This window comes from Raineyella sp. W15-4, assembly GCF_033170155.1.
In the GTDB taxonomy this organism is placed as follows: domain Bacteria; phylum Actinomycetota; class Actinomycetes; order Propionibacteriales; family Propionibacteriaceae; genus Raineyella.
Window position 1 is genome coordinate 3,902,688 of record NZ_CP137079.1, and the last position, 26,935, is coordinate 3,929,622.

At 69.4% G+C, this 26,935-nt stretch carries 25 protein-coding genes; 16 read left to right on the forward strand and 9 right to left on the reverse strand.

The features are described 5' to 3' along the window. Window positions 1-42: 42 nt before the first annotated feature. The 3 genes from R0145_RS18080 to R0145_RS18090 all read right to left on the reverse strand — a co-directional run bounded on the left by R0145_RS18080 (window position 43) and on the right by R0145_RS18090 (window position 2,893). On the reverse strand, window positions 43-1,032 hold the full coding sequence (locus R0145_RS18080; RefSeq protein ID WP_317838335.1) for a peptidoglycan-binding domain-containing protein: 990 nt from the start codon (window positions 1,030-1,032) through the stop codon (window positions 43-45). 124 nt (window positions 1,033-1,156) lie between these two features. Further along, on the reverse strand, window positions 1,157-2,059 hold the full coding sequence (locus tag R0145_RS18085) for a Cof-type HAD-IIB family hydrolase (RefSeq protein WP_317838336.1): 903 nt from the start codon (window positions 2,057-2,059) through the stop codon (window positions 1,157-1,159). 9 nt (window positions 2,060-2,068) lie between these two features. Beyond that, entirely contained in the window at window positions 2,069-2,893 is an 825-nt protein-coding gene (locus R0145_RS18090) for an HAD family hydrolase (RefSeq protein ID WP_317838337.1), read from the reverse strand. Between the two features lie 225 nt (window positions 2,894-3,118). On the opposite strand from R0145_RS18090, the gene R0145_RS18095 reads away from it, so the two are divergent. Beyond that, on the forward strand, window positions 3,119-4,231 hold the full coding sequence (locus R0145_RS18095; RefSeq protein ID WP_317838338.1) for a hypothetical protein: 1,113 nt from the start codon (window positions 3,119-3,121) through the stop codon (window positions 4,229-4,231). A 37-nt stretch (window positions 4,232-4,268) separates the two neighbouring features. On the opposite strand, the gene R0145_RS18100 is transcribed toward R0145_RS18095, so the two are convergent. Both R0145_RS18100 and R0145_RS18105 read right to left on the reverse strand, forming a co-directional pair. Next, window positions 4,269-5,120, reverse strand: a complete 852-nt coding sequence (locus tag R0145_RS18100) for a DeoR/GlpR family DNA-binding transcription regulator (RefSeq protein ID WP_317838339.1) — start codon at window positions 5,118-5,120, stop codon at window positions 4,269-4,271. A 261-nt stretch (window positions 5,121-5,381) separates the two neighbouring features. Further along, window positions 5,382-6,395: a sugar-binding transcriptional regulator gene (locus R0145_RS18105; RefSeq protein ID WP_317838340.1), complete on the reverse strand. Its 1,014-nt coding sequence runs from the start codon at window positions 6,393-6,395 to the stop codon at window positions 5,382-5,384. Window positions 6,396-6,866: 471 nt separating this feature from the next. Between R0145_RS18105 and R0145_RS18110 the strand changes: the two genes are divergently transcribed. The 5 genes from R0145_RS18110 to R0145_RS18130 all read left to right on the forward strand — a co-directional run bounded on the left by R0145_RS18110 (window position 6,867) and on the right by R0145_RS18130 (window position 12,001). Then, the gene (locus R0145_RS18110) at window positions 6,867-8,150 is read left to right on the forward strand and encodes an MFS transporter (protein ID WP_317838341.1); all 1,284 of its coding nucleotides are present in this window, start codon (window positions 6,867-6,869) and stop codon (window positions 8,148-8,150) included. 36 nt (window positions 8,151-8,186) lie between these two features. Next, entirely contained in the window at window positions 8,187-9,584 is a 1,398-nt protein-coding gene (locus R0145_RS18115) for a four-carbon acid sugar kinase family protein (protein WP_317838342.1), read from the forward strand. After that, window positions 9,565-10,599, forward strand: coding sequence for a 4-hydroxythreonine-4-phosphate dehydrogenase PdxA (gene pdxA / locus R0145_RS18120; RefSeq protein ID WP_317838343.1), 1,035 nt, complete (start codon window positions 9,565-9,567; stop codon window positions 10,597-10,599). Before R0145_RS18115 ends, pdxA begins: the two co-directional genes overlap by 20 nt. Before the next feature lie 188 nt (window positions 10,600-10,787). Beyond that, window positions 10,788-11,246, forward strand: a complete 459-nt coding sequence (locus R0145_RS18125) for a ribose-5-phosphate isomerase (RefSeq protein WP_317838344.1) — start codon at window positions 10,788-10,790, stop codon at window positions 11,244-11,246. Beyond that, window positions 11,246-12,001 (forward strand): triose-phosphate isomerase, encoded by a 756-nt coding sequence (locus R0145_RS18130; RefSeq protein WP_317838345.1) that lies wholly within the window; start codon window positions 11,246-11,248, stop codon window positions 11,999-12,001. Before R0145_RS18125 ends, R0145_RS18130 begins: the two co-directional genes overlap by 1 nt. Before the next feature lie 8 nt (window positions 12,002-12,009). Here the strand turns inward: R0145_RS18130 and R0145_RS18135 are convergent, their stop codons facing one another. After that, a complete protein-coding gene (locus R0145_RS18135) occupies window positions 12,010-13,143 on the reverse strand; it encodes a site-2 protease family protein (protein WP_317838346.1) in 1,134 nt (377 codons plus the stop codon). A 109-nt stretch (window positions 13,144-13,252) separates the two neighbouring features. After that, window positions 13,253-13,528, reverse strand: coding sequence for a PTS sugar transporter subunit IIB (locus R0145_RS18140; RefSeq protein WP_317838347.1), 276 nt, complete (start codon window positions 13,526-13,528; stop codon window positions 13,253-13,255). 177 nt (window positions 13,529-13,705) lie between these two features. On the opposite strand from R0145_RS18140, the gene R0145_RS18145 reads away from it, so the two are divergent. The 6 genes from R0145_RS18145 (at window position 13,706) to deoC (ending at window position 20,404) form a co-directional block, all read left to right on the forward strand. Beyond that, complete coding sequence (locus tag R0145_RS18145) at window positions 13,706-14,974, forward strand: ROK family transcriptional regulator (protein WP_317838348.1); 1,269 nt, start codon at window positions 13,706-13,708, stop codon at window positions 14,972-14,974. 110 nt (window positions 14,975-15,084) lie between these two features. Beyond that, window positions 15,085-15,546, forward strand: a complete 462-nt coding sequence (locus R0145_RS18150; RefSeq protein ID WP_317838349.1) for a PTS sugar transporter subunit IIA — start codon at window positions 15,085-15,087, stop codon at window positions 15,544-15,546. A gap of 89 nt (window positions 15,547-15,635) precedes the next feature. Next, window positions 15,636-15,914 (forward strand): PTS sugar transporter subunit IIB, encoded by a 279-nt coding sequence (locus R0145_RS18155; RefSeq protein WP_317838350.1) that lies wholly within the window; start codon window positions 15,636-15,638, stop codon window positions 15,912-15,914. Window positions 15,915-15,956: 42 nt separating this feature from the next. Beyond that, window positions 15,957-17,435: a PTS ascorbate transporter subunit IIC gene (locus R0145_RS18160; protein WP_317838351.1), complete on the forward strand. Its 1,479-nt coding sequence runs from the start codon at window positions 15,957-15,959 to the stop codon at window positions 17,433-17,435. Window positions 17,436-17,528: 93 nt separating this feature from the next. Continuing rightward, on the forward strand, window positions 17,529-19,580 hold the full coding sequence (locus tag R0145_RS18165; RefSeq protein WP_317838352.1) for a transketolase: 2,052 nt from the start codon (window positions 17,529-17,531) through the stop codon (window positions 19,578-19,580). Between the two features lie 152 nt (window positions 19,581-19,732). After that, the gene (gene deoC / locus R0145_RS18170) at window positions 19,733-20,404 is read left to right on the forward strand and encodes a deoxyribose-phosphate aldolase (RefSeq protein WP_317838353.1); all 672 of its coding nucleotides are present in this window, start codon (window positions 19,733-19,735) and stop codon (window positions 20,402-20,404) included. 383 nt (window positions 20,405-20,787) lie between these two features. On the opposite strand, the gene R0145_RS18175 is transcribed toward deoC, so the two are convergent. Together R0145_RS18175 and R0145_RS18180 are read right to left on the reverse strand one after the other, a co-directional pair. After that, the gene (locus R0145_RS18175; protein ID WP_317838354.1) at window positions 20,788-21,426 is read right to left on the reverse strand and encodes an RES family NAD+ phosphorylase; all 639 of its coding nucleotides are present in this window, start codon (window positions 21,424-21,426) and stop codon (window positions 20,788-20,790) included. Continuing rightward, on the reverse strand, window positions 21,417-21,959 hold the full coding sequence (locus R0145_RS18180) for a hypothetical protein (protein WP_317838355.1): 543 nt from the start codon (window positions 21,957-21,959) through the stop codon (window positions 21,417-21,419). The genes R0145_RS18175 and R0145_RS18180 overlap by 10 nt, the downstream gene beginning before the upstream one ends. 350 nt (window positions 21,960-22,309) lie before the next feature. Here R0145_RS18180 and R0145_RS18185 point away from each other — a divergent pair, with 350 nt between their 5' ends. The 4 genes from R0145_RS18185 (at window position 22,310) to R0145_RS18200 (ending at window position 26,927) form a co-directional block, all read left to right on the forward strand. Beyond that, window positions 22,310-23,482, forward strand: coding sequence for a Gfo/Idh/MocA family oxidoreductase (locus R0145_RS18185; protein WP_317838356.1), 1,173 nt, complete (start codon window positions 22,310-22,312; stop codon window positions 23,480-23,482). Window positions 23,483-23,515: 33 nt separating this feature from the next. Continuing rightward, the gene (locus R0145_RS18190) at window positions 23,516-24,532 is read left to right on the forward strand and encodes a sugar phosphate isomerase/epimerase (RefSeq protein ID WP_317838357.1); all 1,017 of its coding nucleotides are present in this window, start codon (window positions 23,516-23,518) and stop codon (window positions 24,530-24,532) included. A gap of 86 nt (window positions 24,533-24,618) precedes the next feature. Then, window positions 24,619-25,497, forward strand: a complete 879-nt coding sequence (locus tag R0145_RS18195) for a sugar phosphate isomerase/epimerase family protein (protein ID WP_317838358.1) — start codon at window positions 24,619-24,621, stop codon at window positions 25,495-25,497. Next, entirely contained in the window at window positions 25,494-26,927 is a 1,434-nt protein-coding gene (locus R0145_RS18200) for a sugar porter family MFS transporter (RefSeq protein WP_317838359.1), read from the forward strand. Before R0145_RS18195 ends, R0145_RS18200 begins: the two co-directional genes overlap by 4 nt. Window positions 26,928-26,935 lie beyond the last annotated feature (8 nt).

Genomic DNA, 26,935 nt, shown 5'->3' on the forward strand with positions numbered 1-26,935 from the left:
CCTCAGGATCGCCTGACCACGCTCAGGATCGCCTGATCGTCCTCAGTCGGTGACGCGTACGGACAGATCGGCGGAACGGAAGAGGCGGCTGAGTTCCCTGCGGGTGAGCGTGCCGGTCCGCCGATCATCCAGCTGTCGCTGGAACGCCTTGACGGCCGACACGGTCTCCGGTCCGTAGTGTCCGTTGACCTTGTCCTGCCGCAGCAGACCAAGCTCCTGCAGCGCCTGCTGAACGGTGAAGACCTCCGACCCGTACGCGCTGATCGAGGTGGACGCGGTGTTCCGGTCGCTGCGCTGTGCCGACGTGAGATGGTCGACGGACACGGTGCCGACCGTTCGCACTGACGGGGTCGGGGTGGCGGTCGCCGACGGCCTCGGGGTGGCGCTCGCGGTCCGGGTCGGTGTCGGGCTGGCCGTCGGCGTGGCGGAGGCGGTCGGCGTGGCAGTGGCGGTCGCCGTCGGGCTGGTGGCAGCGGTCCTGACCGGCGTCTCGCTGTAGACCGTGCAACCGGCCGCCAGCGACCCGGGAACCACGACGTACCCGGCGTCCGGGTCGCGGATCACGGTGTGCAGGTCGGTGATCCTGGACGCACAGTTGTTCGCCACGGACCGGGAGACATTCTGGCCGCCGATGTAGATGTCGATCCAGGGGTGGCCCTGATAGCCGGTGTGGCAGGGGCCGTTCTGCGGCGTGGCGCCGTCTCCGCAGGTGTCTTCGACGATGGCGTAGCGGCGCAGTGCCGGGATGTAGAACCGGGTGCCGGCGGGGTAGTCCAGGACGTCGCGCCCGTTGGTGATCGAATGGCCGACCGCCAGGGTCACCGGATCGTCGTAGCTGCCGGTCCCTCCGGCGTTGGTGTGGATGACCGGGTCGGAGATGTCGCTGGAGCCCGGCGGGGTGTTGTCCCACCAGCTGTACCCGGTGACGTACATGGTCGTGGTGGTCGGGGCGGCCTCGGCCACCGCCGCAGACGTGATCGGAGCAATGAGGGCAACAGTGGCGGCGATGGCGGCAATCGGTCGAGCAGTCATGAGTCGGTGATCCTCACGTTCGGTTCGGGGTGCCGAGGGTCGGTCAGCGGGCGAGTGCCCCGCGGTCGGCGAGCCGTCCCGGCCGGGGCGGAAAGGCCTACCAAGGCCGGATATTATTCCGCCATTACCGGTCCGATGGCCTGGAGCCTAGCGTAGATGTGGTCCGGACCGCACCCCCCACCGCAGGTTCCACCGCCAGCAGGGCCGACAGGACGGTGATCACACCCTGCTCGGCGTTCGACGGGGCGGTGTAGCGGGCCGCGGCACGGACCTGTGGGTGGGCGTTCGCCATCGCGTACGAATGCTCGACCGCGCCGAGCATCTCCAGGTCGTTCAGGTAGTCGCCGAAGGCCACCGTGTTGGCGGGACCGATGCCCATCGTCCGCTGCAACCGGCGGATGGCGGTGCCCTTGTTGACCGACCGGCCCATCAGGTCGACCCAGTGGTGGCCGGACACCACCACCTGGTGGCCGGCGCGCAACGGCGCGAGGGCCTGGGCCGTCACCGCCGAGTCGACGAAGTCGAAGACGGCGATCTTGAGCACCTCGTCGTCGGGGACCAGCACGTCGTCCACCACGGCGAGCTCGGCGTAGTAGGGCTCGGCCTGGGCGACGAACGGCGGATCCCGACGTTCGATGTAGGCCGATCGCTTGCCGCACAGCACGACGCCGACGTCACGGCCGCTGCCGGCGAGCGTACGGACCCGGGTGATCGCCTCCTCGACGAACGGCCGGTCCAGCGGCATCGCGCTCACCTCGACGCCGTCGCGGACCACGAAGGAGCCGTTCTCGGCGATGAAGACCATCCCGTCACGGGCCCGGTCGAACTGGTGCCGCAGGGTCGCGTACTGGCGCCCGCTGGCCGGGGCGAAGGCGATCCCGCGCTCGCGCATCCGGGTCAGCAGCGGCCACAACCCGTCGGGAATCCGGCCCTCGGCGTCCAGCAGGGTGCCGTCCATGTCCGCGACGACGAGGCGTACGTCGGACGGATCGGGGGGCAGGTCCGGCATCTTGTCCAGGGTCGGCACGCCCCGATCCTACGTCGCCGGGCCGGGCCGCCCGGGGCCGGTGGCGGTCAGCAGCCGGTCGATCAGCTCGTGGGCACTGCCGACGGCGGTCTCGCAGGCGGCGAGCACCTCCGCGGGGGAGTGCCGCAGGGCGATCGGGTGGTCGGCCTCGGCATGCATGCTCAGGTCGTTCCAGGAGTCCCCGATCGTCCACACCGGGCCGTGGTCGGGGACCAGGTCGGCCAGCAGCCGGCGCAGCCCCAGCCCCTTGGTCGCCCCGGCCGGGACGATGTCGAGGAAGGTCTGGTTGCGGTGCAGCACGCCGCGGTCGCCGACCAGGTCGGTGAGGGTGGCTGCCAGCCGGGCCCGGTCGGCGTCACCGGGCACGAACAGCGGGATGCCGAACAGCTCCTGGCCGGCGACCCACTCCGCGTCGGCCGGCTCGAAGGCCGGCAGGATCATCGAGTGGATGCCGGCCCGGTTGAGCACCTCGTAGTCCCGCTCCAGGGTGGACGCGTAGAGGGCGAGGACCTCGTCGCGGACCGTACGGAACACCTCCGGGAACAGCGCCGGGTCGTGGGACCGGACCGACAGCGGGACCAGGTCGCCGTCGGTGATCACCGCCCCGGTGAAGGCGATCACGTAGTCGGGCCGGGGCAGGGCGGAGGTCCACACCCGCCGGGTGGCGTCGACCGACTTGCCGGTGTCCAGGACCAGGAGGTTGCCGGCCGCGGTCCAGGCCTGCAGGGCCGCGGCGTCCGTCGACGGGACTTCTCCGTCGAACACGATCGTGCCGTCGAGGTCGCAGACCAGGACCGCGGGTCGGCGGTCGGTGGCGCTCAGTCGGGGATCCACCGGACTATCGTCTCATTGCTGGTCCGGCCGTCACCGAGGACCCGATCCTCATCCGCGGTCCGCAGTGATGAGGCGTCAGCCGATGTGACGTGCCGCACAGTCGGACGCCCGCGAGCGGGAGCGTACGGCGCCCGGCTATCGTGAGCGCAGCCAATTCAAGATTCAACCGACCCGGCGAGGTGTCCCACGTCCGCCGGGTCGGGTGCGCTCCCCGAACGGACCGTCATGAATGAAACAGCGCCCACCGCCGCGCGCCGTCCCCTCGACCAGCCGGTGCTCGGCATCCTGGTGCTGGTCGTGGCCGTGGTCATCTCCCTGGCCTTCATCGCACTCTTCTCCTGGCCCACCTTCCGCGACTGGGTCTCCTATGTGCTCGTCTGCGGGGTGCCGAGCCTCTTCGTGATCGGCGCCTTCTGGCACACCGAGCACCCCCGGCCGATCGGCCGGCTGGGCCAGCCCTGGCGCGGCCTGGCCTTCCTCGCCCTGATGCTGGTCAACGCCGCGGTGATCGCCACCCTGCTGGTCGTGCTGTTCGGTGGCGGACTGACACCGCCGGTGCCGAACGTCGCGCACATCGCGATCATGGCGGTGCCCTACACCTTCCTGCTCGCGGTGATCTGGGGCGGGTGGCCGTTCCGCGGCATCCGGAACCCGGTGCTCGGCGGGTACCTCCTGATGCTCGTGGCGTACGTGTTGTCCGTCCTGACCTACCTGCTGCTGGCCAACTACTCCTCCTTCGAGGGCGGGCCGGCGTACGTCGCGGCGCTGGATCCGCACGGCCCGTTCGACATCTGGGCGGTGATGACCACCGTGGTCACCACGATGGCGGTGGGCCTGCTGGTGCTGCACTTCGGGTTCTGGCCGTTGACCGAGCGGATCATGAAGAACCCGCCGGTTGCGGCGGCCGCCTCGACCGGCCTGATCGCGGCGGTGACGGTGGTTGCCGAGGTGCTCGGCGTGGGCCTGTTCCGGCTGTCCTGGCCGACCATGCTGACCGGGGTCACGGTGGCATTCCTCTTCGGGTCGATCGTCGTGCTGAACATCCTCCAGGGCCGGGTGCCGGCGCCGAAGGCGCAGCCCGCCCGGGGCCTGGTCTCGGCCCTGATCGCCGCCGTCGTGGGGGTGCTGCTCGGCCAGCTCTACGTCCTGGTGCTGCCGGTGGTGTCGGGTGAGATCGCCTTCGGCGCGCCGGGCTTCCAGGGCGAGGTGTGGCTGGCGTCGGCGCTGCTCGGAGTCACCTTCCCGCTGCTGGCGGTGCTGAGCGACGGCTTCGCGTTCTGGCCGTTCGTCGGCGCCGGGGCGACGGAGAAGACGGCGCCGGTGGAGGCGGCGGAATAGGTCACCGCCTCAGCCGTCCAGCAGCGGGATCCGTCCGTCAGGTCTCCTCGCCCGGTGTCCTGGCGACGATGATGTCCTCGGCGCCGGCGGCCCGGAGCTCGGTGAGAGCCTCGGGCGCGGCGCCGTCGTCGGTGATCAGGCCCCAGCCGGCGGGCAGCGTGGACCAGTAGTTGAACGGCTGGTGTCGGCCCAGCTTGGAGGAGTCGGCGACCACGTAGACCTGCTGGGTGTTGCTGAGCATGATCGACTTCAGCCGGGCCTGCTCGTAGGTGCGGGAAGTGATACCCCGGCGCGGATCCACCGCGTCGGTACCGATGAAGGCGAAGGTCGCGTACACGTGCCTGAGCATCGCCTCGGCGTCGGGCCCGTACGTCGTCTCGTTGAAACCGCGTAGCGACCCGCCGAGCACGGTCACCCGGACCCGCTCGTACGGCACCAGTTGTTGCACCACGCGCAGGCCGTTGGTGATCACCGAGACCGGGCGGTCGCCGAGAGCGATCGCCAACTGCTCGGTGGTCGAGCCGGAGTCGAGGATGACCAGGTCGCCGTCCTCGATGAGTTCGGCGGCAGCCCGCCCGATGACACGTTTGGCGTCGGAATGGGTCGACTCCCGCTCGACCATGGTGAGCTCGGCGGGCAGCCGCTGCAGCGCGGCGCCGCCGTAGGTGCGGGTGACGAGGCGTTGCTCCTGCAGATCGGTCAGGTCGCGGCGGATGGTCGCGACCGAGACCCCGAACGTCTCGGACAGGTCGCTCACGGTGACGTTCGACTCCGGATCACTGGTTAGCAGGTGCAGGATCTGCTGGCGGCGACGTTGCCCCTTGCTGGCTCGTTCCGGACGCGGGATGCCCTGCTCTCCTGACGTACGGGTGGGGCGGGCCTCGTGCATGTGCCGATTCTCCCCCCACCCAGGTGGATCCCGTCCATCGGTCGGTGTTCGAGTCTCGGGTCCACCTGCGGGGCGACTCGGATCACCGTTGACTCACTGTGGTCGGTCCCCGGGGTCGGACACCGGAGACTCTTGGCGCGGTTCGATCACAGCTCGTTGCTTAAAATGATCGTTTAGATCAAAGATGCTGTCAAGTACGACCTGAAGTGACTCAAATCACCGCCAAGTGGCCAAGTCACTGACAGGTGATGCTTGAATCGATCATTCTGTGTCGGAGAGCACGTCCTCCGCGCAGTGCGTGTCGATCACCAGATCGGTGACGAACCCGGCGCGCAGAGCGGCGCGGACGGCCGCCGCCTTGCCCCGTCCGGAGGCGATCACCAGGCGGGTGCGGATCCGCCGTAGTTCGCCGAGCGGCAGCCCGGTGGAGCGGTCGTTGGCGCCGATGTTGTCGAAGCTGCCGTCGGACCGGAAGAACATGCCGCCGAGGTCGCCGATCGCGCCCTGGGCGAGCAGTTCCTGCAGACCTTGGTCCCCGAGGTAGCCGGCTCGGTAGAGATGGCCGGGCAGTTCGCTGCGGACCGTCCCGATCGACGCGATCAGCAGGTCCGCCGACTGACGCAGACGGAGCACACGCTGGATGCTCCGTTCGCGCCACATGGCCTCGCGGGTGGTGGCGGAGTCGAAGAATGCCGGGACCGGAAGGAGCTGGACCGTGCCGGAGAATGCCTGCGCGAAGCGGTCCATCAGGGTGCCGGCGTATCCGATCCCGGAGGTGAAGGTGTTCCCCGATCCGTTGAACTGGACGAACCGTACGCCCTTGACCGGGTGCGGCTCGAGATGGCGGGAGACCGCCTCCATCGTCACTCCCCAGGCGATCGTCGCGATCATCTCCGAAGCGATCAGCGTGCCGAGTCGCCGGGCGGCGGCCGCCGCGACGGCGTCCAATCGGGCCTCGGCCCGGGTCTCCTCCGCGACGTCGACCACGTCGGTGCGGACCCGGTAGCGACTGGTGAACTCCCGCGCCAGGTCGGCGCCGGTGTCGCGGTGGACGACGAATTCGATCACCCCCTCGGCCCTGGCCCGGGCCAGCTGCCGTGACACCGTCGAGCGCGACAGGCCGAGCTGCCGGCCGATGTCCTCGACGGTGTGACCCCCGACCCAGTAGAGCTCGGCCAGCTCCGCCAGTCGGGCTCTGGTACGGGCGTCGAGTGGCTTCGCGCGAGTGTCGAGAGGCTCGCGCCCGGGCTTCGCGCCGGGAATCCGACCCACCATGTGAGCAGACCTCCCAGCTGACACGAAACCTGAATGCAACACAACAATGGCCCATCAGGACCTTGGCCCATAGTGACACATCCTCCCGTGATCGGGTGTCCGGGTGGAGTCCACCATCGGGATGTGGGTCAGTCTTGTCCCCAGCGTTGGTCATCAGCCACGCTCCGGGGTTCAGGACCGCGGAGGTGGCGTCCGATGGATCGGCGCCGCGACCGGGAGAACCTCGGTGCGCCTGGTGGGATCACGGAACATGCGCGGACCGTGTCCTCGGGGCTCGCCGGCGGTCGCGGCACCGTCGTCGTCATCGGGCCGGTCGGAGCCATCTCGCGTTCGGGTCAACCGTTCGCGGGGCAGATCACCGATCGCTCACTGTCAAAGACGACATTGGGAGCACCAACCATGGCAACCTCACTCCAACCAACCACAGGCCTCCGCGCGGCCACCAGGGCGACCGGGTATCGCTGGGTGGTCATGACGACGATCTTCGTCGGCTACGTGGTGTGCATGGCCGACCGGTCCAACATCGGCGCCCTGCTGCCCTTCGTGAAGAAAGAGTTCGTGATCTCGAACTTCACGATGGGCGCCATCTCCAGCTTCTTCTTCCTCGGCTATGCCGTGTCGCAGATCCCCGCCGGCCTGCTGATCGGCAAGAAGGGCACCCGAACGATCGTCTCGATCGCGATCCTCGCCTTCTCCGTCGTCACCTTCCTGATGGGTTTCACCACCGCGGCGATCGCGCTGCTTGCGCTGCGCCTGCTGCTCGGCCTGGCCGAGGGCCCGGTGCCGGTCGGCATGACCTCCACCGTCAACGCCTGGTTCCCGGCCAAGGAGAAGGGCACCGCGACCGGCCTCTACATCGCGTCGACCCAGTTCGCCCCGATCATCGTGCCGTCGATCGCCATCGCGATCGCAATGGCCGCCGGCTGGCGCGCGGTCTTCCTCTGGTTCGCCCTGCCCGGTGTGCTGATGGCGGTCGTCTGGTACCTGGTTGTCCGCAACCGCCCCGAGCAGAGCAAGCACGTCAACGCCGCCGAACTGGCGCATATCACCGACACCGCCAGCACCGGCAGGACGATCGAGTTCCGCTCGATGGGCTGGCTCGATCGTCTGATCCGGCTCAAGGACGTCCGGACCATGGATTCGAACGGTCAGGTGCTGCGGTCCTGGAACGTGTGGGGCGACACTCTGGCGTACTTCTTCATGAACAACGTCAACTACGGCCTGCTCACCTGGGTCCCGCTCTACCTGGTCCAGGCCCGCGGCTTCACCCTCGCCAAGACCGGCTTCATCGCGGCGGCCCCGGCCGTCGGCGGTCTGCTCGGCGCCCTGCTCGGTGGCGTGATCTCGGACCGGGTGTTCAACGGCCGACGCAAGCCGACCATGCTGCTCACTGCGCTGTTCGCCGCCGTGATGCTGGTCGCGGTCATCAACGCCCCGCAGAACACCACCCTGATCGTCATCAGCCTGATGCTGACCGGCTTCTTCCTGAACATCGGCTGGCCGATGTTCACCGCCTACCCGATGGACGTCACCAACGTGAAGACGTATCCCTTCGCGATCAGCCTGATCAACTCCGGTGGCAATCTCGGTGGCTTCTTCGCCCCGATGATCGTCGGTGCCCTGCTCGACGCCACCGCGAGCAACTATGCGGTCGCCTTCGGCTACTTCGTGGTGGTCCTGGTGCTGGCCCTGGTCGTGATCCTGACCCTGGTCGAGGCCCGACCGAAGACCGTCCAGCCGGTCCTCGCGGACTGACCGGGACGCTACCGATCCAAGAGAGGAGATGAGGACATGCCCAGCCTAGGAATCGTCGCCGACGACCTGACCGGAGCGACGACTGTCGGGGCCCTGCTGGCCCGGGTCGGAGTGGACACCGTCGTGCTGTTCGACGCCGATGGTGTCGGGGAGCTCGAGGCCGATCATGCGGCGGTGATCGTCAACGCCGACTCGCGGGCGCTGCCGGGGCCCGAGGCGTATGCCCGGGTGCACCGGGCGACCCAGGACCTGGTGGCGGCCGGCGCCCGGCTGTTCTCCAAGCGGATCGACACCACCTGCCGCGGCGGGATCGGTCCCGAGGTCGAGGGCATGCTCAGCGTGCTCGGGGAGGACTACGTCGCCATCGTCGTGCCGGCGATGCCGCAGTCGCGGCGGATTGTCGTCGGTGGCTACTCGCTGATCGACTCGGTGCTGCTGGCCCGGACTCCGGTGGCGGTGGACGTACGCACCCCGGTGACCGAGTCCGACCTGCGCAGGCTGCTGGCCGACCAGTGCACCCTCGGCGTCGGCAGCGTGGGCATCGACGCGGTGATCGCGGGAGGGGACCGGCTCAAGAGTGCCCTCGCCGACCAGCGTGGCACCGGCGCCCGGGTGATCCTCGTCGACGCCACGTCGGTGGAGGACATCGACACCATCGCGGTGGCCGTGGTCGGGCTCGGCTGGAGGACGGTCTGCGTCGATCCGGGGCCGTTCACCGAGCGGATGGCCATCCGCAGCGGCACGGTGCAGACCCGGGTGCCGCACGAGCGCACCATCCGGGTGGAGTCCGCCCCGACCGACCACGGCACGGTCCTCGTTGTGGCCGGCAGTGCGACCAGCACGACGAACGGCCAGATGAACGTGCTGCGCAATCTGTCCGGCACCTGGGCGGTCGAGGTGGCGATCGATCCCCTGATGGGTGACGAGGAGGGGTTTCGCGCCGAGGCGGAGCGGGTCTCGGGGGAGGTAACGCGCCTGATGCGCCGCTCCGACCCGCCGCGGGTCCTGCTGCTCGGACTGCAGTCCACCCTGTCGGGCCGGGTCGTGGACCTGGCCGCCCTGGAGCGGGCCATCGGGCTGGAACCGGGCGTCGGTCCCGCCCGGATCCCGGTCCGGCTGGGCGAGATCGGGCGGCGGGTGGCCGAGGCGATCGGCGACTCGCTCGCCGGCCTGTACCTCACCGGTGGCGACGTGATGGTCAACACCTGCCGGGCGCTGGGGACTCGCGGGCTCGGACTCGTCGACTACGTCATCCCCCAGGCGGACCAGGGCGTCCTGGTCGGTGGGCCCTGGGACGGGGTCCCGGTGGTCTGCAAGGGCGGTCTCACCGGTACGCCCGAGACCGCCGTGCAATGCGTCAATCGGATCTTCGATGAAACCAATCGGAGCTCATATGAAGAAGAGGTAGAGGAAAATGCACCAGTCAACGCCTAGGCCCGTCACCGCCATCACCCTCGGTGACCCCGCCGGCATCGGCCCGGAGATCGTCCTCCAGACCGTCCGGAGCCCGATGATCTACGAGGTCTGCAGGCCCTTCGTGATCGGCGGCCGGGAGCACCTGGAGCGAGCCGCGGCGATCCAGGACACCCCGCTCGTGATCAACGAGATCTCTGCGCCCGAGGAAGCGAGGTACGAGTTCGGCACCGTCGACCTGCTGGACACCCACGCGGTGCCGGGGGCGACGATCGAGTACGGCGTCGTCCAGGCGGATGCCGCTCGGCAGGCATACTCCTACCTCGAGAAGTCGATCGAGCTCGGCCTCTCCGGCCAGTTGGATGCGGTGTCCACCGCCCCGATCAACAAGGCAGCGCTGAGGGCGGCGGACATCCCCTTCATCGGGCACACCGAGATCTTCAACGAGCTCACCGAGGCGCCGTACGCGCTGACCATGTTCAACGTGCACAAGCTGCGGGTGTTCTTCCTCACCCGCCACGTCTCGGTGCGCCAGGCCTGCGACCTGATCACCCGGGAACGGACCTTGACCTACCTGAAGGACATCGACCGCGAGTTGCGGGCACTGGGCTTCGAGAATCCCTCGATCGCCGTGGCGGCACTCAACCCGCACGGCGGTGAGGGCGGGATGTTCGGCACCGAGGAGGTCGAGCACCTGATCCCGGCGGTGGCGGACGCCAAGGCACTCGGGATCAACGCCCGCGGGCCGCTGCCCGCCGACTCGATCTTCGCCTTCGGCCTCGACGGGCACCACGACTGCATCCTGTCGCTGTTCCACGACCAGGGCCATATCGCCTGCAAGACCCTGGACTTCGAGAAGGCGGTGACGGTCACCCTCGGGCTGCCGTTCATGCGCTCCTCCGTGGACCACGGCACCGCCTTCGACATCGCCGGCAAGGGCATCGCGAACGGCGGCAGCATGATCGAGTCGACCCGCGTCGCCGCCGAGTACGCCGGCATGCAGCTGGCCCACCGTCAGGCGCTGCCCGTCTCCTAGGAGCGCCGCCCCGGCCCCGTCCGGCACCTGCGACGGGACCGGGGCCGGCCGACCCACGGCCGGCCCACCGGGCGAGCCCATCGCCCATCGGCCGGTGGGCCGGCCATCTTTCCGGGCGTGTGACGGCGCGCCCTGACCCTGAACGACACCGGGACGTTCGTCGCGCCCGGAAACACCGAGGAGAAGACATGGGATACGTGGTGGTGGTCGGCGCCGACAACGCCGGCGTGGAATACAAGGACCGGATCAAGGCCGATCTCGCGGCCGACCCGCGCGTCGACCGAGTGATCGACGTGGGCGTCGGGTCCTGCGAGGACCGGACCTTCTATCCGCACGTCGGTGTGGCGGGTGCGCGGAAGGTCGCCGACGGCGAGGCACAGCGGGCCGTCCTGGTCTGTGGCACCGGCATGGGAATGGCCATCTCGGCGAACAAGGTGCCGGGCGTACGCGCCAGCACCGCGCACGACAGCTACTCGGTGGAGCGGCTGGTGCTCTCCAACAACGGGCAGGTGCTGTGCCTGGGGGCGCGGGTCGTGGGTCTGGAGCTGGCTCGTCGACTCGCCGCCGAGTTCCTCGATTACGAGTTCGACCCGTCCTCGGCCTCCGCCCCCAAGGTCGACGCGATCTGCGGATACGAGGTCGGCTGATGTTGTGGGTCGGCACCAGCTGGAAGATGAACGGGACGCTGGACTTCGCGCGTGACTACGCGACCCGGCTCGCCGCGGCGCTGGCCGATGGGGCCCCGGCGGGGGTGCAGCCGTTCGTCATCCCGCCGGCCACGGCGTTGGCGACCGTTCGCGAGTGCCTCGGCCCGGGCACCCCCGTCCTGCTCGGCGTGCAGAATGCGCACTGGGAGGACGCGGGCGCCTGGACGGGGGAGATCTCGGTGCCGCAGGCCGCCGAGGCCGGGGCGACCATGATCGAGATCGGTCACTCCGAGCGACGCGAGTTCTTCGCCGAGACCGACGAGACGGTCAACCTCAAGGTACGCAGCACACTGCGTCACGGGCTGCGGCCCGTACTGTGCGTGGGCGAGTCGGCCGAGGTCTTCGAGGCCAGCGGCAGCGTCGACCACGTCCTCGGACAGGTGGCCGCCGCCCTCGACGGCGTGGCGGACCCGAGCCCGGTGGTGATCGCGTACGAACCCATCTGGGCGATCGGGGAGCACGGCCGCGAGGCACACCCCGCCGACATCGCCCCGGTGTTCGCCGCCCTGGCCGACACCTGGGGCGGACGGGTGACGGCGATCGTGTACGGCGGGTCGGTCAATTCGGGCAACATCCTGGCCATCCTGCGCGTCCCCGGAGTGGAGGGGCTCTTCGTCGGCCGCGCCGCCTGGACGGTCGAGGGCTACCTCAGAGTGCTGGAACTCGCGTCCGCGGCGGTGCCCACCCGGTCCTGACGCTCGACTCAACGGCCGGCGCGGGGCCGCAGCAGGGCCAGGTCCAGCATCCGCTGCAGGTCGGTGGGGGAGACGATGCCGACCAGGCGCCCGCCGTCGAAGACGAGGGCCCGGCCGTCGGGGGCCTGCTGCAGCTGTTCCACCAGGTGGGTGGCGGTGTCGTACGGCGACACGACGGGCACCTGGCCGAGCGGTGTGGCGACCTGTCCCACCGTGGCGTGCTGCTGGCCCCGGGCCATCGCTGCCCGGACCAGCCGCATCGTCACCAGCCCGACCACCGCGCCGCTCCCGTCCACCACCGGGAAGGAGGTGAAGCGCGACGCCATCGCCCGGGAGACGTAGTCCTGCACGCTCAGGTCAGCCGGGACGACGGTCGGATTCGCGGTCATCATCTGTGCCACCCGGACGTCGCGCAGCGCCGCGGCGAGCAGGACGTGGGACTCCTCGGCCCGGGCCGCGCCGAACAGGAACCAGCCGAGGAGGGCGAACCACAGTCCGTTGACCGGCGCGCCGGCGATGAACAGGAAGAGCCCGCCGGCGATGAAGACGACGCCGAAGGCGCGCCCCACGGCGGCGGCCGTCCGCGTCGCGGCGGCCCGGTCACCGCGACGGCGCCACAGCCAGGCCCGCAGCACCCGGCCACCGTCGAGCGGGAACGCCGGCAACAGGTTGAACACCCCCAGCAACAGGTTGATCAGCGCCAGCCAACGGGCCACCTCGACGGCCAGCGCGGGGGCGCCGAGCGCTCCCAGCAGGTACCAGATCCCGGCGAAGAGCGCAGCGACGGCGAGGCTCACCACGGGACCGATCACGCCGATCCGGAACTCGTCGGCCGGGCCCTCCGCCTCACCCTTGAGTCGCGACACGCCGCCGAACACCCACAGCGTGATGCTCTCGACCTCGATGCCCTTGCGCTGGGCCAGCAGCGCATGTCCGAGCTCGTGGGCGAGCAGCGCACCGAAGTACAGCAGTGCCGCGATCACCGCGGCCACCCAGCGGGCCGTTGCGCTGCTGCCCGGGATCAGGGTGAACTGCACGGTGGCCAGGCTCCAGGCGATCAGCAGGAAGATGATCACCACGCTCCACTGGAGCCTGATCTCGATCCCGGCAATGCGCCCCAGCCGGATGCCTGTGCCCATCATCGCCACCACCTCGTGCCGGAGAAACGTCCCGTGCTCTCAGCGTACGTTCCGCATCGAGACCGCGGTCGTGGCTGTACGGAGTCCGCGGTCGCGGGTGTTGTCCCAGCCGCTACTGCCGGGCGGCCTCCCGGAGTGCCCGGGCGATCTCCTCGGTGTCCATGAAGTTGTGGACCACCGCGACCGGGACGGCGACGTCGCTCAGCGCGCGGGCCATCTCGGCGTTCGTCATGATCAGATCGGCGGACTGCGAGGCGCCGCGGGCCGAGCCGAGGTCGGAGGCCTCGACACTGCCGGACAGACCGAGCTGGTCCAGGACCTTCTCCACGTTCATCTTCAGTAGGATCGACGTGCCGATACCCATGGTGCACACGGTGATGATCTTCATGCTGGGCGCCCTGTCCTGCTCTCCTGAGGTGACCCCGCCGGCAACTGCATCGGCGCAGCTCATGCCTGGTCCGCCACGATTCTGCCATGCTGCTCGCCACGGGGTCTCGATTTTGCGCAAAAATGGTAAGAACTTGTCGTACGGGCGACGAGCCGGATCCGGTGGGAGGTGGCGTCGGTGGCCGCAGGCTCGGCGATGTCCGGCGGTCGGGCGCTGCGGGTGGAGTCCGGGCCGGGCGCGCTGCTGGCGATGATCCGTGAGTCCGGCGGGATGACGACCCGGGAACTGATCGCCGGGTCCGGGCTGGCCCGGGCCACCGTCGAGTCCCGGCTGGCCAGACTGTCTGCCGGCGGATTCGTGGTGCAGGGTGTCCAGGACCGTACGACCGGGCGTCCGCCCCGGGTCTTCATGCTGAACGAGACCGGCGGACTGTTGGTCGCCGTGGACATCGGCACTGCCCGGACGGCCATCTCGGTCACCGATCTGTCCTGCAAGGTGATCGCCTCGGCGGGCTTCGACATGGCGGTCAGCGCCGGCCCCGGGCTGGTCCTCGGCGAGGTGGCCACCCGTCTCCGCCAACTGATCGGGCGGGAGCACCTGGACCCCTCGCTGGTGATGGGGGTGGCGATCGGCGTCCCCGATGCGGTCGATCTCTCCGGGGAGATGGCCCGGCCGCCGCTGTCCGACCTGCCGGGACTGCACACCGAATGGGCCGACGTGGGCATCGCCCGGGAGGTCCGGGCCTTCCTGCCCGCCCTCGGGATCCGGCCGATCCCGGTCGTCGTCGACAACGGGGCCAACTGCCTCGCCCAGGGCGAGTGGCTGACGTCCTGGCCGCAGACCCGCAACCTGCTGGTGCTGCGGCTCGACATGTCGTTGGCCTGCGGCATCATCTCGAACGGTCAGGTGCTGCGCGGGGCCAACGGCCTCGCCGGCGACCTCGCCCACATCCCCGACGAGGGGAGCGAGGTGCGGTGCGTCTGCGGGAGGACCGGCTGCGCCGCGGCGGTGGCGAGCGGCCAGGGGATCGCCCGCCTGCTGGGGGAGCGGGGTGCGGCCGTACGGGGCGCCGACGACCTGGTGCGGCTGGCGGAGGCCGGCGACACCGAGATCCTGGAGCTGCTGCACCGGGGCGCCCACCGGCTGGGGGTGGTCGTCGGTGCGGCGATCTCCACCCTTGACCCGGAGCTGGTCGTGCTCGGGGGAGGCCTGATCGAGGGGCTGCCCGGCCTCGCGGACGAGATCAGGCGCGTCGCCCTGTCCCAGGTGCACCCGTTGGTGGCGGCCCACATCGCCGTGCTCCGCTCCCGGATGGACCCCGCCGTGGGACTCATCGGTGCCGCGCAACTGGCGCTGGAGCAGGCCCTGGACCCGGCGCAGGTGGATGCGGCGCTCGACCGGGGCGTCGTCCTGCCGCTGCCCGGCAACGGATCTGTAGAAACCTAGACAGAACTTCTGTATAGCTCTGGACAAAACATCCTCGACGGGGCCATCCTGGAGCGGTGGGCGGGTCAGCCCACCGGCGACGTTGCCGATCCGTCGAAGGGGTGCCTCGTATGGCTCTGGACCTGTCCACTGCGCTGCCGGACGCAGCCGTCAAGCTGGGATTTCCGGCCGCGGACTGGCGTGCGGCGGTGATCGCGGCCGGCGACGCGCTGGTCAGCAGCGGCGCCACCACCGACCGCTACACCCAGGAGATGGTGGCGGCGATCGACAGGTTGGGTCCGTACATCGTGATCGCTCCCGGCATCGCGATCGCGCACGCCCGGCCCTCGGACGCCGTCCTGCGGTCGGGCCTGTCCTGGGTCCGGCTCGAGGTGCCGGTGGCGTTCGGGCACGCACACAACGATCCCGTTGGCCTCGTCATCGGCCTGGCGGCCCGCGACCACGAGGACCACCTGGAGGTCATGTCGGCGCTCGCCGGGGCGCTCGCCGATCGCGGATTGTCGGCCGCGCTCGCGACGGCCGACACGCCGGCCCGGGTCCGCGAACTGCTCGCGGGTGACATCGGCGACTGAGGCCCCACCCCGAGAGGGCCCTTCCGACAAGAACACGATCCGACAAGAACACTCATCGATTCGACGAAGAATTCGAAGGGAAACACATCATGAATGTCGTATGCGTCTGTGGCATGGGGATCGGGACGTCCATCATCCTCAAGATGAACGCCGAGAAAGCCCTCGGCCGGCTGGGCGTGCCGGCAACGGTCACCACCTCGGACATCAGTGCCGCCCGAGGGGCGGCGCAAGGGGCGGACCTGATCCTGACCTCCGCCGAACTCGCGGAAAAGCTGGCCGACATCTCGGCCCCGGTCGCGGTCGTCAACAACTTCATGGACGCCACGGAGATCGAAACCGTGCTGTCCGATCACCTCCCCCGGTCCTGAGACCGGGAACGACGTGGAGAGAACACTACAATGTCGTGGTTCATGTCAATCCTGAATTTCATCAGCGTTCAGATCCTGAACGTTCCGGCGTACCTCATCGGCATCGTGGCCGTCATCGGCCTGATCGCCATGAAGAAGAAGCCCGGCGAGGTCATCTCCGGCGGCGTCAAGGCGGCGATGGGCTACCTCATCCTCGGTGCCGGCGCCACCGTCGTCGTCAACTCGCTCACCCCGTTCGGTGACCTGATCCTCAAGGACACCGGGGCGCACGGCGTCGTCCCGACGAACGAGGTGATCACCGCCCAGGCGGCGAGTCAGTTCGGCGCGCAGTCGGCCTACATCATCGTCCTCGGCTTCATCGTCATGCTGGTGCTGGCCCGCTTCACCCCGCTGAGGTACGTGTTCCTCACCGGCCACCACATGGTCTTCATGTCCACCCTGCTGGCCGTGGTGCTGTCGGTCGGTTTCGGTCCCGGCCAGGGGATCTGGGTCGTGCTGATCGGCTCGGTGCTGATGGGGGTGATCATGGTGGTCATGCCGGCCTTCGCCCAGCCCTACATGAACCGGGTGGTGGGATCACCGGACGGCAATCTGGCCATCGGCCACTTCAACACCCTCGGCTACATCGTCGCGGGCGCCGCCGGCGCCGCCGTGGGAAAGCGCTCGAAGTCGGCCGAGGAGGTCAATTTCCCGCAGGGTCTCAGCTTCCTGCGTGACTCCATGGTGTCCACCACCCTGCTGATGCTGGTGCTGTACATGGTGTTCGCGGTCTGGGGGGCGATCGTCCTGCCGCACGACACCCTGATGCAGATCTTCGCGTCGTCCACCTCGGGGCCGTCCGCCGACCTGGGTGCGTACATCATGGCGGCCTTCGCGCAGGCGCTGCAGTTCGGCATCGGTGTCAGCGTGATCCTCTACGGCGTCCGGATCATCCTCGGTGAACTGGTCCCGGCCTTCCAGGGCATCGCGGAGCGGGTCGTGCCCGGGGCCAAGCCCGCGCTCGACGTGCCGATCGTCTTCCCGTTCGGGCCGAACTCGTCGCTGATCGGCTTCCTCTCCTCCTTCGTCGGCGGTCTGTTCACCCTGGTGGTGATCGCGATCTGGCTCGGCCCGGCCTTCGGGCTGGCGCTGATCCTGCCCGGCATGGTGCCGCACTTCTTCGACGGTGGCGGCGCCGGGGTCTTCGGCAACGCGACCGGCGGTCGTCGCGGCGCCGTCGTCGGCGGCTTCCTCAACGGCATCCTGATCACCCTGCTGCCCGCCTTCCTGCTCACCGTCCTCGGGACGCTGGGCATGGCGAACAGCACCTTCGGCGACGCGGACTTCGGCTGGTTCGGGACCGTGAACGGCCTGATCGCCCGGCTCGGCATGCCAGCCGCCCCGATCGTCATGGTGCTCTTCGCGCTGCTGCTGGTCGCCGCCGCCTGGATCTTCAAGGTCCGTCGGGTGGACACCGGCTGGCTGCCCGGACGGGCCCGGGCGGAGTGGCTGGCGGCGCAGAAGGAGCCCGTCCGCCACTGAGCCCGTCGCTGCCGGGAAGTGGGGGCCGGACGGCGCAGGCTGCCGCCGGCCCCCACGGGCCCGGTGCCCTCATCGAGAACGAGGTGAAAACTGATGCAAGCATTCCTGGATGAGCTGATCCGTCACGCGCGAGTCCTTCCCCTCGACATCGTGCAGGCCAAGGGGAACGGCCATGCCGGCACCGCCACCAGCCTGATGCCGCTGGCCACCGTCCTCTATCAGGAACACCTGGTGCACAACCCCGCCGACCCGGCCTGGCCGGGGCGGGACCGGTTCGTCCTGTCGGCCGGCCACGCGAGCCTGCTGCTCTATGTGCAGCTGTATCTCCACGGGTACGGCCTGACGATGGACGACCTGCGGCGGGCCAGGACGATCGACTCCCTGACACCGGGCCACCCCGAGCGGGGGCTCACCCCCGGGGTCGAGACGACCACCGGCCCCCTCGGCCAGGGGCTGGCCAACGCCGTCGGGATGGCCCTGGACGCTCGCCGGGTGACCGCGATGCTGGATCCGGACGGTGGGACGGACAGTCCCTTCCGGCACCGGGTGTGGTGCCTGGTCTCCGACGGTGACCTGATGGAGGGCATCTCCCACGAGGCGGGTGCCCTCGCCGGGCATCTGAGGCTCGGCGACCTGATCGTGCTGTGGGACGACAACCGGATCACCATCGAGGGCAGCACCGGGGTGACGACGAGCGAGGATGTGGTCGCCCGCTTCGCCGCGTACGGCTTCCGGACCCTCGAGGTGAACGACTGTGAGGACCTGACCGGGATCGATACGGTCCTGACGGTTGCCGCCTCCTCGGGACCGTACGACCGCCCGACCTTCGTACGCCTCCACAGCCGGATCGGCAACCCGATGCCGGCCGTCGGCGGCACCGCCAAGGCCCACGCCGGCCGTCCCGGAGAGGAGGAGATCCGGGCGACCAAGCAGCTCCTGGGGCTCGATCCCGACGAGCACTTCGCCGTGCCCGCGGAGCTCCTGGCGGCGGCCCGCCGGCAGGCCGCTGAGCGGGGAGCCGCGCTGCAGGGCGAGTGGACCGCTCGCTACCAGGCCTGGCGCGCCGCGGCTCCGGCCGACCGGGTCGCCCTGCTCGACCGGCTCGAGGCTGGCACCCTCCCCGAGGGACTCTGGGACGACCTGCCCGACCTCGGCGACCAACCGGTCGCGGTCCGCAGCGTCACCGGCGCCTACCTGCGGATGCTCGGCGAGCGGCTCCCCGAACTGTGGGGAGGATCCGCGGACCTGGCCGACACCGCCGGTGGGCGGCTGAGCCGGGAGGACAACCTGCTCAGCCCGGCGGACACCACCGGGCGACCCGGTGGGCCGGGTGGCCGACAGATCCACTACGGCATCCGCGAGCACGCGATGGGAGCGATCACCAATGGGATCGCCCTGGGAGGCCTGACCCGCCCGTTCGCGAACGGGTACCTGGTGTTCTCCGACTACCTGCGCCCGGCGCTGCGCCTCGCCGCCCTGATGCAGCTGCCGGCGATCTTCACCTTCTCCCACGACTCGGTCGCCGTCGGGGAGGACGGCCCGACCCACCAGCCGGTCGAGCAACTCTCGTCGTTGCGGCTGATCCCCGGTCTGGCGGTCGTCCGGCCCGCCGATCCGGCCGAGGTGCTGGGCGCCTGGCAACGGGTGATCGAACGCCCCGAGGGACCGGTCGCCCTGGTCTCCTGCCGGCAGGAGGTGCCCCAGCTCAGGCTGGCCGAGGCATCAGTGCAGGGGACCCGGCGCGGTGGCTACGTGGTCCGCGCCGTGGACCGCCCCGACGCGGTGCTGATGGCCACCGGGTCGGAGGTGCACCTGGCCGTGGCGGCGGCGGAGCGGCTCGCGGCGGAGGGACTTGCGGCGCAGGTCGTGTCCCTACCCTGTTGGGAGTGGTTCGAGGCAGAGCCTGCCGACTACCGGCGGACGGTCCTGCGGCCGGAGGTCGCGGCACGCGTCGCGGTCGAGGCCGGCTCCGGCGGCCTCTGGTGGAAATACCTCGGCACAGCCGGGGAATGTGTGTCGGTCGAGCACTTCGGCCAGAGTGGTCCCGGGGCGGAGGTCCTCCGACGTGCGGGGATCACCGTGGAGGCCGTGGTCGCGGCCGCCCGGGCCTCGATCCGTCGGGCCGAGGACGGGCGAGCGGGATAGCCTCGGCGGTCGGCGGTCGGCGGTCGGCGGTCGGCGGTCGGCGGTCGGCGGTCGGCGGTCGGCGGTCGGCGGTCGGCGAGCAGTGGTCGACGTCGGTGCAGAAGAAACTCGGTGCAGAAGAAATCGAAGCAGTCGACAAGGAGGAGCCTGAGATGATCACCCGTCAGGAACTGGCGCAGCTGATGGATCACACCCTGCTGCGGCCGGAGGCCACCGCGCAGGAGGTGGCAGCGCTCGCCCAGGAGGCGCGGGAGCTGGGGACGTACGCGATCTGTGTGTCGCCCGCCAGACTGCCGGTGCGCGTCGACGGCGTACGCGTCGCCACCGTGTGCGGATTCCCCTCCGGGGCGGTGGCCCCGTCGATCAAGGCGGCCGAGGCCGCCCTGGCGGCCGCGAACGGCGCCGCGGAGGTGGACATGGTCGTCGACCTGGGGGCGGTGAAGGGCGCGGAATGGGCAGTGGTCGCCAACGAGATCGCCGCGGTGCGGGCGGCCGTGCCCGCGGCCACGGTGCTCAAGGTGATCATCGAGTCCGCGATCCTCACCGATGACGAGATCGTCCGGGTGTGCCGGATCGCCGAACAGGAGGGGGCTGATTTCGTCAAGACGTCGACGGGGTTCCATCCCGCCGGGGGAGCCTCGGTGCACGCGGTCCGGTTGATGGCCGAGACGGTCGGGCCGCGACTGGGGGTGAAGGCGTCGGGCGGAATTCGCGACCTCGCCACCGCGCTGGCGATGGTCGAGGCGGGCGCTACCCGCCTCGGGCTCTCGTCCTCCCGGAAGATCCTGACCGAGTTCGACGAGCCGGTCGGGCACAGCCGATGAGTGTCGGTGGTGATGGCGGAACAACCCTTGCAGGCCCAGCGCCGACGGAGAAGCGTCAGGCCGCTCTGTTCCGTCAGACCGGGGTGTGGTGGCCAGGGCTGACGCGCCGTGTGCGACCCTAGATGACAACGGGTGGGTCATCGTTCACGGTCGGCGCGGATCAGGTCGACGCTGGAGATCGTCGAGGTCTCGGAACGGCGGTCGACCCTGGCGAGGACCTCCTCCAGCTCAGAAGTCGCGGCCTCGCGTTCCAGCAGGTCGCGCAGGTACGCCGGAAAGTGTCACCAGGGGGTTGAATCGCCCGCTCGAGCACGGACTCCGCGTTCGCGCCGTCGGGTGGTGTCGTGGGGTGGGGGTGAGGCCGGGTGGGTGAGGTCACCGGGTCAGGGCCGCAGCCGTACGTCCATCCTCAGTGCGAGGCCGGCGAGCCACTCTGCGTCCTCGGGAAGCATGAAGGCCCTGGCGTCGAGGTGCCCGGGGAGCGGACGCAGGGGTGGCTGGCCGAACAGGCACCAGGCCTGGCTGTGGTTGTGGTGGCGGCACATGTAGGTGACCCCGCCGAGCCCGATCGCATGGGCTGCCTCGGCCCACCGGACGGTACCGGGGTACTCCGTGGGCGGGGTGTCGGTCAGGTCGGCCGCGAAGAGGTTGAACCGGCGCAGTCCGTCGCTGTGGAACCGGGCGACCTCGATCGGTTCGACGACCTCCAGGACGGTGAGCACCTTGGTGCGCCAGTCGCGGCCGAGCAGGAAGGTGCCGGGCTCGGCGTCGTGGAGGATGGTCTCGTGGACCGCCCCCTCCGGGCTGTCGGCCGCGTAGAGGACCGGGACCACGGGGTCGCCGAAGAAGGCGAAGCGGGTCGGTCTCCCGAATCCGGGGTTGGGGACGTCGCCCGGGTTGGTGACCGGCTCGATTCGACCGCTGGCGGGGAGGCCGGGATCATGGACCCGGTAGAGGATCGTACCGGTGGCGACCGTCTCGCGCAGTGGGTCGAACGGTGAGGGCGGCGCGGTCAGAACCAACGGCCGGACGCCTCCTCCGCGGTCAGTGCCGCGACCCTCTCGGGCGCATGCTCCAGCAGCGCGGCCGGTTCGGCTCCGCCCAGGTACGGGTTCGCCGAGACCATCCACAGCAGGATCTCCTCGTCGTCGACGCCGCTCTCCCGGAGCGGTGTGACGATCTCACGCCACCGCGGGTGGGGGTTCCGGCCGAGGAACTCGAAGCGGGGATAGACCTTGGGCCGTCCGCGTCGGAACCCGATCAACCCGTACTCCCGCGCCAGGGTGGTGGCGATGGAGCGGCTGGTGGGGCTGCCTCCCCGCAGCGTTGCGATGTCCGCGGAGGTGTACACGCCGTAGGTCTCGATCAGGTGCCTCCACAGCAGCTCGACCTGGGAGAGCTGGGCGGCAGTGTTCGGCCCGACCGGCTGTTCCTGCGCCTCCAGTGCGGCGGCGACCCGGTTGATCGCAGCCCTGGTGTCGGCGAACTGCGCTAGGAAGGCTTCGTACTGCTCCCTGGTGAGCCCCTCCGGGACACTGGTCGTCACTGTCGTCATAGACCCAGGATAACGTTGAGAATTTAGTGCCACAACGTTCGCTACGTTATCTGTCGATTCGGTGGTGGACGGGGGTGGCCCAGCACCGCCGGGGCTGACGGTGACGGCCGCGAGCTGGGCGAGTACGGCCTGGCTGACGGGGTCCGCCGGACACCGGTAACTCGAATCCTAAATGTCGTGACAAATGGTTGACGTCAGTTACTAGAGCGCTCTAGTCTTGAGATGTCCGGTGCTCCGGATGGTGCCTCCGGGCAGGGCGGCCCCTCGTGATCGAGCGGGCCCGAGGCCGCCCTCGCCGGGATGCAAGTCCGTACACACGCAGATCCGTACACACAAAGAGGTGTCACATCGTGCAGGAGAAGAGAACCATCAGGGTCGCCGTCGTCGGCGCCGGCCAGGCGGGGCAGGCGCACGCCTTCGGCTTCCGCAACGCCGCGATGACCGACCGGCTGGCCGGCGTGGAGGTCCGGCTGGCGACGTTGGTCGACCCCAATACCGAGCTGGCCGAGAAGATCGCCCGCCGTTATGGCTTCGAGCGGGTGGCCGCCGATGTCCAGGACGTGATCGACGACCCGAGCATCGAGGTCGTCTCGGTCGCCCTGCCGACCTTCCTGAGTCTGCCGGTCGTCGGGTCGTTGCTGCGGGCCGGCAAGCACGTGCTGGCCGAGAAGCCGCTGGGGCGCAACGGCGCGGAGGCGGACGAGCTCGCCGGCATCGCGAAGGAGTCCGGGAAGGTCGCGGCGGTGGGCTACTCCTACCGGAGGATCCCCGCGCTGGCCCAGCTTCGTGAGGTCGTTCGGGACGGCAGGATCGGGACGCCGTACTTCGCCCGCGGACAGTTCTTCGCCGACTACGCGCTGGATCCGCAGGGACCGATGGTGTGGCGCTACGACCAGCAGACCAGCGGCGGCGGGGTGGTGCTGGACATGGGCACCCATGTCATCGACGCTCTCGAGTACATCCTCGGGCCGATCGCGGAGGTGTCCTCCAGCGTCTTCGACATCACCGTCAAGGAGCGCCCGACCCGGGACGGCTCACTCGCCCCGGTGACCAACGACGACACCTCGCTGATCAACGTTCGCTTCGGCGACGGGGCGCTCGGCACGATCCTGTCCAGCCGGGTCGCCGCCGGCGCGACGATCGACCTGGGCTTCGAGATCTTCGGCTCGAAGGGCCATGTCAAGTACTCCTTCGGCCACATGAACGAGTGGACGCTCTACCAGACCGATCCCGAGGACAAGGTCTTCGATGGTCCGCGGGTCATCCAGCCCGGTCTGGCCAGTCCGCATGTCGTCGACACCGTGCCGATGGCGGCCCGGGGCAATGCCGCGGGCTGGGGCGAGGCCTTCATCGCCGAGATGCAGGAGTTCCTCACCGCGGTCGTCCACGGGGAGGAGATCGACACCTCCTTCGAGGTCGCCGCCCAGACGATGCACGTCGTCGACGCGGCCTTCGAGTCGGCCCGTACGCACCGCCCCGTCGCGATCCCCGCCGCTGCCCCGGCCACCCCCATCCACCACTGAGAAACCCACGACTGAGAAAGAGGAGTTCCGGCAATGAAGCTCGGAATGTTCACCACCTGCCTGCACGACCGTGACCTCGACGGTGCCATCGAGGTGGCCCATCAGCTCGGCCACACCTCCCTGGAGCTCAACTCCGGCGGCTTCTTCCGGGACTACCACATCCACACCAGTGCGCTGCTGGTCTCCGAGCACGCCCGCTCGGAGTTCCTCGGCAAGCTGTCCGCCGCCGGGATGTCGCTGACGTCGCTCAACAACAACGGCAACCCGCTGCACCCGGACCGTGAGGTCGGCCCGCGTCACCTGAGGGAGATGCACGACGCGATCGACCTGGCCGCGTTGCTCGGTGTCGGCGTGGTCGTCATGCAGTCGGGCAACCCGGGGGCAGAGCCCACCTCGACCGTCCCGTCCTGGGTCGTCTCGCCGTGGGACTCCGCCTACATCGACGTCCTCGACTACCAGTGGAGTCTCGCGGTGCCGCTGTGGAAGGAGATCGCCGCGCACGCCACGGACCGGGGGATCAAGCTCGCCATCGAGATGCACCCCCACCAGCTGGTCTACAGCCCGACCACTCTGGCCCGGCTGATCGAGGAGACCGGCGCGGAGTCGATCGGCATGGAGATGGACCCGTCACACCTGTTCTGGCAGGGCATCGACCCGGTCGAGACGATCGAACGCTTCGGTGACCGGGTCTTCATGTCCGCGGCGAAGGACACCAAGATCTACGAGGAGAACCTGCGCAAGAACGGGTTCCTCAACAACCTGTGGCGCCGCAACGAGGGGCCGAACAAGGTCGCGTTCACCGGCCGGTACACCGCCAACGACTACCCGGAGGACCCGAGCTACGAGTTCGTCTCGATCGGCCGCGGCCACGACGTGGAGTTCTGGAGCCGGTGGCTGGCCGCGCTCAACCGGGTGAACCCGGACATCTCGGTCCAGATCGAGCACGAGGACCCGCACATGGGACGCATCGAGGGCCTGCAGTTCGCCACCGAGAGCCTCAACGCCGCCGCCGCGAAGGCCGGCCTGGAATTCGACAAGCCCACCTACTGACCCTTGCCCGAGAGCCACGGGTGCCTGTCGACCTCAGCGCCCGTGGTCACAGACCCTTTCCGGAAACCTCAAAGAAGAGCAGACCCATGAAGATTGCCGTTGATCCTTTCTCCTTGCGCAAGCAGAGCCTGGACGACTACTTCCGCCGTGCCGCGGAGGCCGGCTTCCACTACATCGAATTCTCCCAACGCGACGACGTCTGGCCGTACTACACCCATCCGACGGCCAATGACGAGCAGGTCACCACGATCAAGCGGACGCTGAAGAAGTACGGACTGGAACTGGCCTCCTGCCTGCCGCTGTACCGCTGGTCGAGCCCGGACGAGGACGAGCGCCAGGCAGCGGTGCGCTACTGGCTGCGCGCCATCAACATCACCCTCGACCTCGGCTGCCACCAGATGAACTCGGAGTTCTCCGGGCGTCCCGAGCAGCCGGAGCGATCCGAGGCACAGTTCTGGAAGTCCATGGACGTGATCCTTCCCCGGATCGAGAAGGAAGGCATCCAGCTCAACCTCGAGCCGCACCCCGATGACTTCATCGAGGACGGCATCCGTGCCGTCGACATGATCCGGGCGATCAACTCGCCCAACGTCGGCTTCCTCTACTGCGCGCCGCACACCTTCCACCAGGGCGGCAATGCCGGGGAGATCATCCGGTACGCAGGAAAGGACCTGCGCCACCTCCACATCGCCGACTCCTTCGACCACCGTGCGTCGGAGGGCGGACGCTACATCTCCAACCCGCCGGGCAATCCGGCCCGCATCCACCAGCACAACCCGATCGGGTTGGGCGAGGTCGACTGGAACGAGTTCTGGCAGGCGCTCAGGGACGTCGAGTTCGACGGGATCGCCACCTGCGCGCTCTTCAGCTGGATGGACACCTGGGACGAGGACAACAGCAAGACCCACGACATCATGGTGGAGCGCCTCGGCGCGATCACCTCGCACCCGGAGGAGTTGCGATGAGCGCCCAGTCCGTCGGTGGGACGACCGCCCAGCTTCCTGCCCTGGTCCCCGGCAAGTACCGGCGCCGGCTGGACGTCGTCGTCGTGATCGCCACCTTCGGTGGCATCCTCTTTGGCTACGACACCGGCGTCATCAACGGCGCCCTCACTCCGATGAAGGCCGAGCTGGGCCTCACCGCGTTGACCGAAGGGATCGTCACCAGCTCGCTGCTCCTCGGTGCCGCGATCGGCGCGACCGTGACCGGCGCCCTCGCCGACCGTTTCGGTCGCCGGCGGGTGCTGCTGGTCCTCGCCTGGGTCTTCCTGCTCGGCACCACCGGCTGCGTGCTGGCTCCCAGCCTCGGGGTGATGGTGCCGTCCCGGGTGATCCTCGGGCTGGCGGTCGGCGGCGCATCCGTCACCGTTCCGGTCTACCTCTCCGAGATGTCGCCCACCGAGTGGCGCGGTCGGCTCAGCGCGCGCAACGAGGTGGCCGTGGTCCTCGGGCAGCTGCTGGCGTTCGTCTTCAACGCGATCATCGCCCAGCTGTGGGGCCACCACGTGGGGGTCTGGCGGTACATGCTGGCGGTGGCCGCCGTCCCGGCGATCATGCTGTTCGTCGGCATGTTGTCGATGCCCGAGTCCCCCCGCTGGCTGGTGGCACGAGGCAAGGTGGAGCGGGCCCGCGACGTCCTCCACCAGGTGCGCCCCGCCGAGCGCGCCGACAGTGAGCTCGCGGCGATCGTCGCGCTGAGCGAGTTCGAGGAGAAGACCAAGGTCATCGGCATCGGGGCGGCGCTGAAGCAGCCATGGATCCGCCGGCTGATCATCATCGGCACCGGCATCGCGGTGGCGCAGCAGCTCACCGGGATCAACTCGGTGATGTTCTACGGCACCCAGCTGCTGGAGACGGCCGGGTTCGCCGCCGACACCGCGATCGTGGTCAACATCGCCAACGGCATCCTGTCGGTGACCGGCATGATGATCGGCCTGAAGGTCATCTCTCGCTTCCCGCGCCGTACGATGATCCTCTTCGGCCTGGCCAGCGTCGCCGTCCTGCACTTCCTGATCGCCCTGCTGGCGTTCGTGCTTCCCGAGGGGCTGGCCAAGGCGATCGTGATCATGGTGCTGGTGATCACCTTCGTCGGCATCATGCAGGCCTGCCTGGGACTGGTGATCTGGGTGGTGCTCAGTGAGCTGTTCCCGCAGCGGGCGCGCGGCGCGGCGGTCGGTTTCTCGGTCTTCTGGATGTGGGTCGCCAACGCCACGGTGGCGTTCACCTTCCCGTCGCTGATGGCGGCCTTCAAGATCGACGGGACGTTCCTGATCTTCGGGATCCTCAACGTCCTCAGCTTCCTGCTGGTGCGCCACTTCCTGCCGGAGACCGGGCATCTCTCCTTGGAGGAGCTCGAGGTGCAGTTCGAGACCGAAGGGGTCCACGCGGTGCGGTAGCGCGCCGG

Coding starts and splice junctions, on each gene's coding strand:
- R0145_RS18125 (WP_317838344.1), top strand. CDS start 10,788: ATGGGATACGTGGTGGTGGTCGGCGCCGACAACGCCGGCGTGGAATAC.
- R0145_RS18100 (WP_317838339.1), bottom strand. CDS start 5,120: ATGCACGAGGCCCGCCCCACCCGTACGTCAGGAGAGCAGGGCATCCCG.
- R0145_RS18190 (WP_317838357.1), top strand. CDS start 23,516: ATGAAGCTCGGAATGTTCACCACCTGCCTGCACGACCGTGACCTCGAC.
- R0145_RS18160 (WP_317838351.1), top strand. CDS start 15,957: ATGTCAATCCTGAATTTCATCAGCGTTCAGATCCTGAACGTTCCGGCG.
- R0145_RS18195 (WP_317838358.1), top strand. CDS start 24,619: ATGAAGATTGCCGTTGATCCTTTCTCCTTGCGCAAGCAGAGCCTGGAC.
- R0145_RS18095 (WP_317838338.1), top strand. CDS start 3,119: ATGAATGAAACAGCGCCCACCGCCGCGCGCCGTCCCCTCGACCAGCCG.
- R0145_RS18135 (WP_317838346.1), bottom strand. CDS start 13,143: ATGATGGGCACAGGCATCCGGCTGGGGCGCATTGCCGGGATCGAGATC.
- R0145_RS18110 (WP_317838341.1), top strand. CDS start 6,867: ATGACGACGATCTTCGTCGGCTACGTGGTGTGCATGGCCGACCGGTCC.
- R0145_RS18180 (WP_317838355.1), bottom strand. CDS start 21,959: ATGACGACAGTGACGACCAGTGTCCCGGAGGGGCTCACCAGGGAGCAG.
- R0145_RS18165 (WP_317838352.1), top strand. CDS start 17,529: ATGCAAGCATTCCTGGATGAGCTGATCCGTCACGCGCGAGTCCTTCCC.
- R0145_RS18130 (WP_317838345.1), top strand. CDS start 11,246: ATGTTGTGGGTCGGCACCAGCTGGAAGATGAACGGGACGCTGGACTTC.
- deoC (WP_317838353.1), top strand. CDS start 19,733: ATGATCACCCGTCAGGAACTGGCGCAGCTGATGGATCACACCCTGCTG.
- R0145_RS18140 (WP_317838347.1), bottom strand. CDS start 13,528: ATGAAGATCATCACCGTGTGCACCATGGGTATCGGCACGTCGATCCTA.
- R0145_RS18155 (WP_317838350.1), top strand. CDS start 15,636: ATGAATGTCGTATGCGTCTGTGGCATGGGGATCGGGACGTCCATCATC.
- R0145_RS18200 (WP_317838359.1), top strand. CDS start 25,494: ATGAGCGCCCAGTCCGTCGGTGGGACGACCGCCCAGCTTCCTGCCCTG.
- R0145_RS18115 (WP_317838342.1), top strand. CDS start 8,187: ATGCCCAGCCTAGGAATCGTCGCCGACGACCTGACCGGAGCGACGACT.
- R0145_RS18080 (WP_317838335.1), bottom strand. CDS start 1,032: ATGACTGCTCGACCGATTGCCGCCATCGCCGCCACTGTTGCCCTCATT.
- pdxA (WP_317838343.1), top strand. CDS start 9,565: ATGCACCAGTCAACGCCTAGGCCCGTCACCGCCATCACCCTCGGTGAC.
- R0145_RS18105 (WP_317838340.1), bottom strand. CDS start 6,395: ATGGTGGGTCGGATTCCCGGCGCGAAGCCCGGGCGCGAGCCTCTCGAC.
- R0145_RS18150 (WP_317838349.1), top strand. CDS start 15,085: ATGGCTCTGGACCTGTCCACTGCGCTGCCGGACGCAGCCGTCAAGCTG.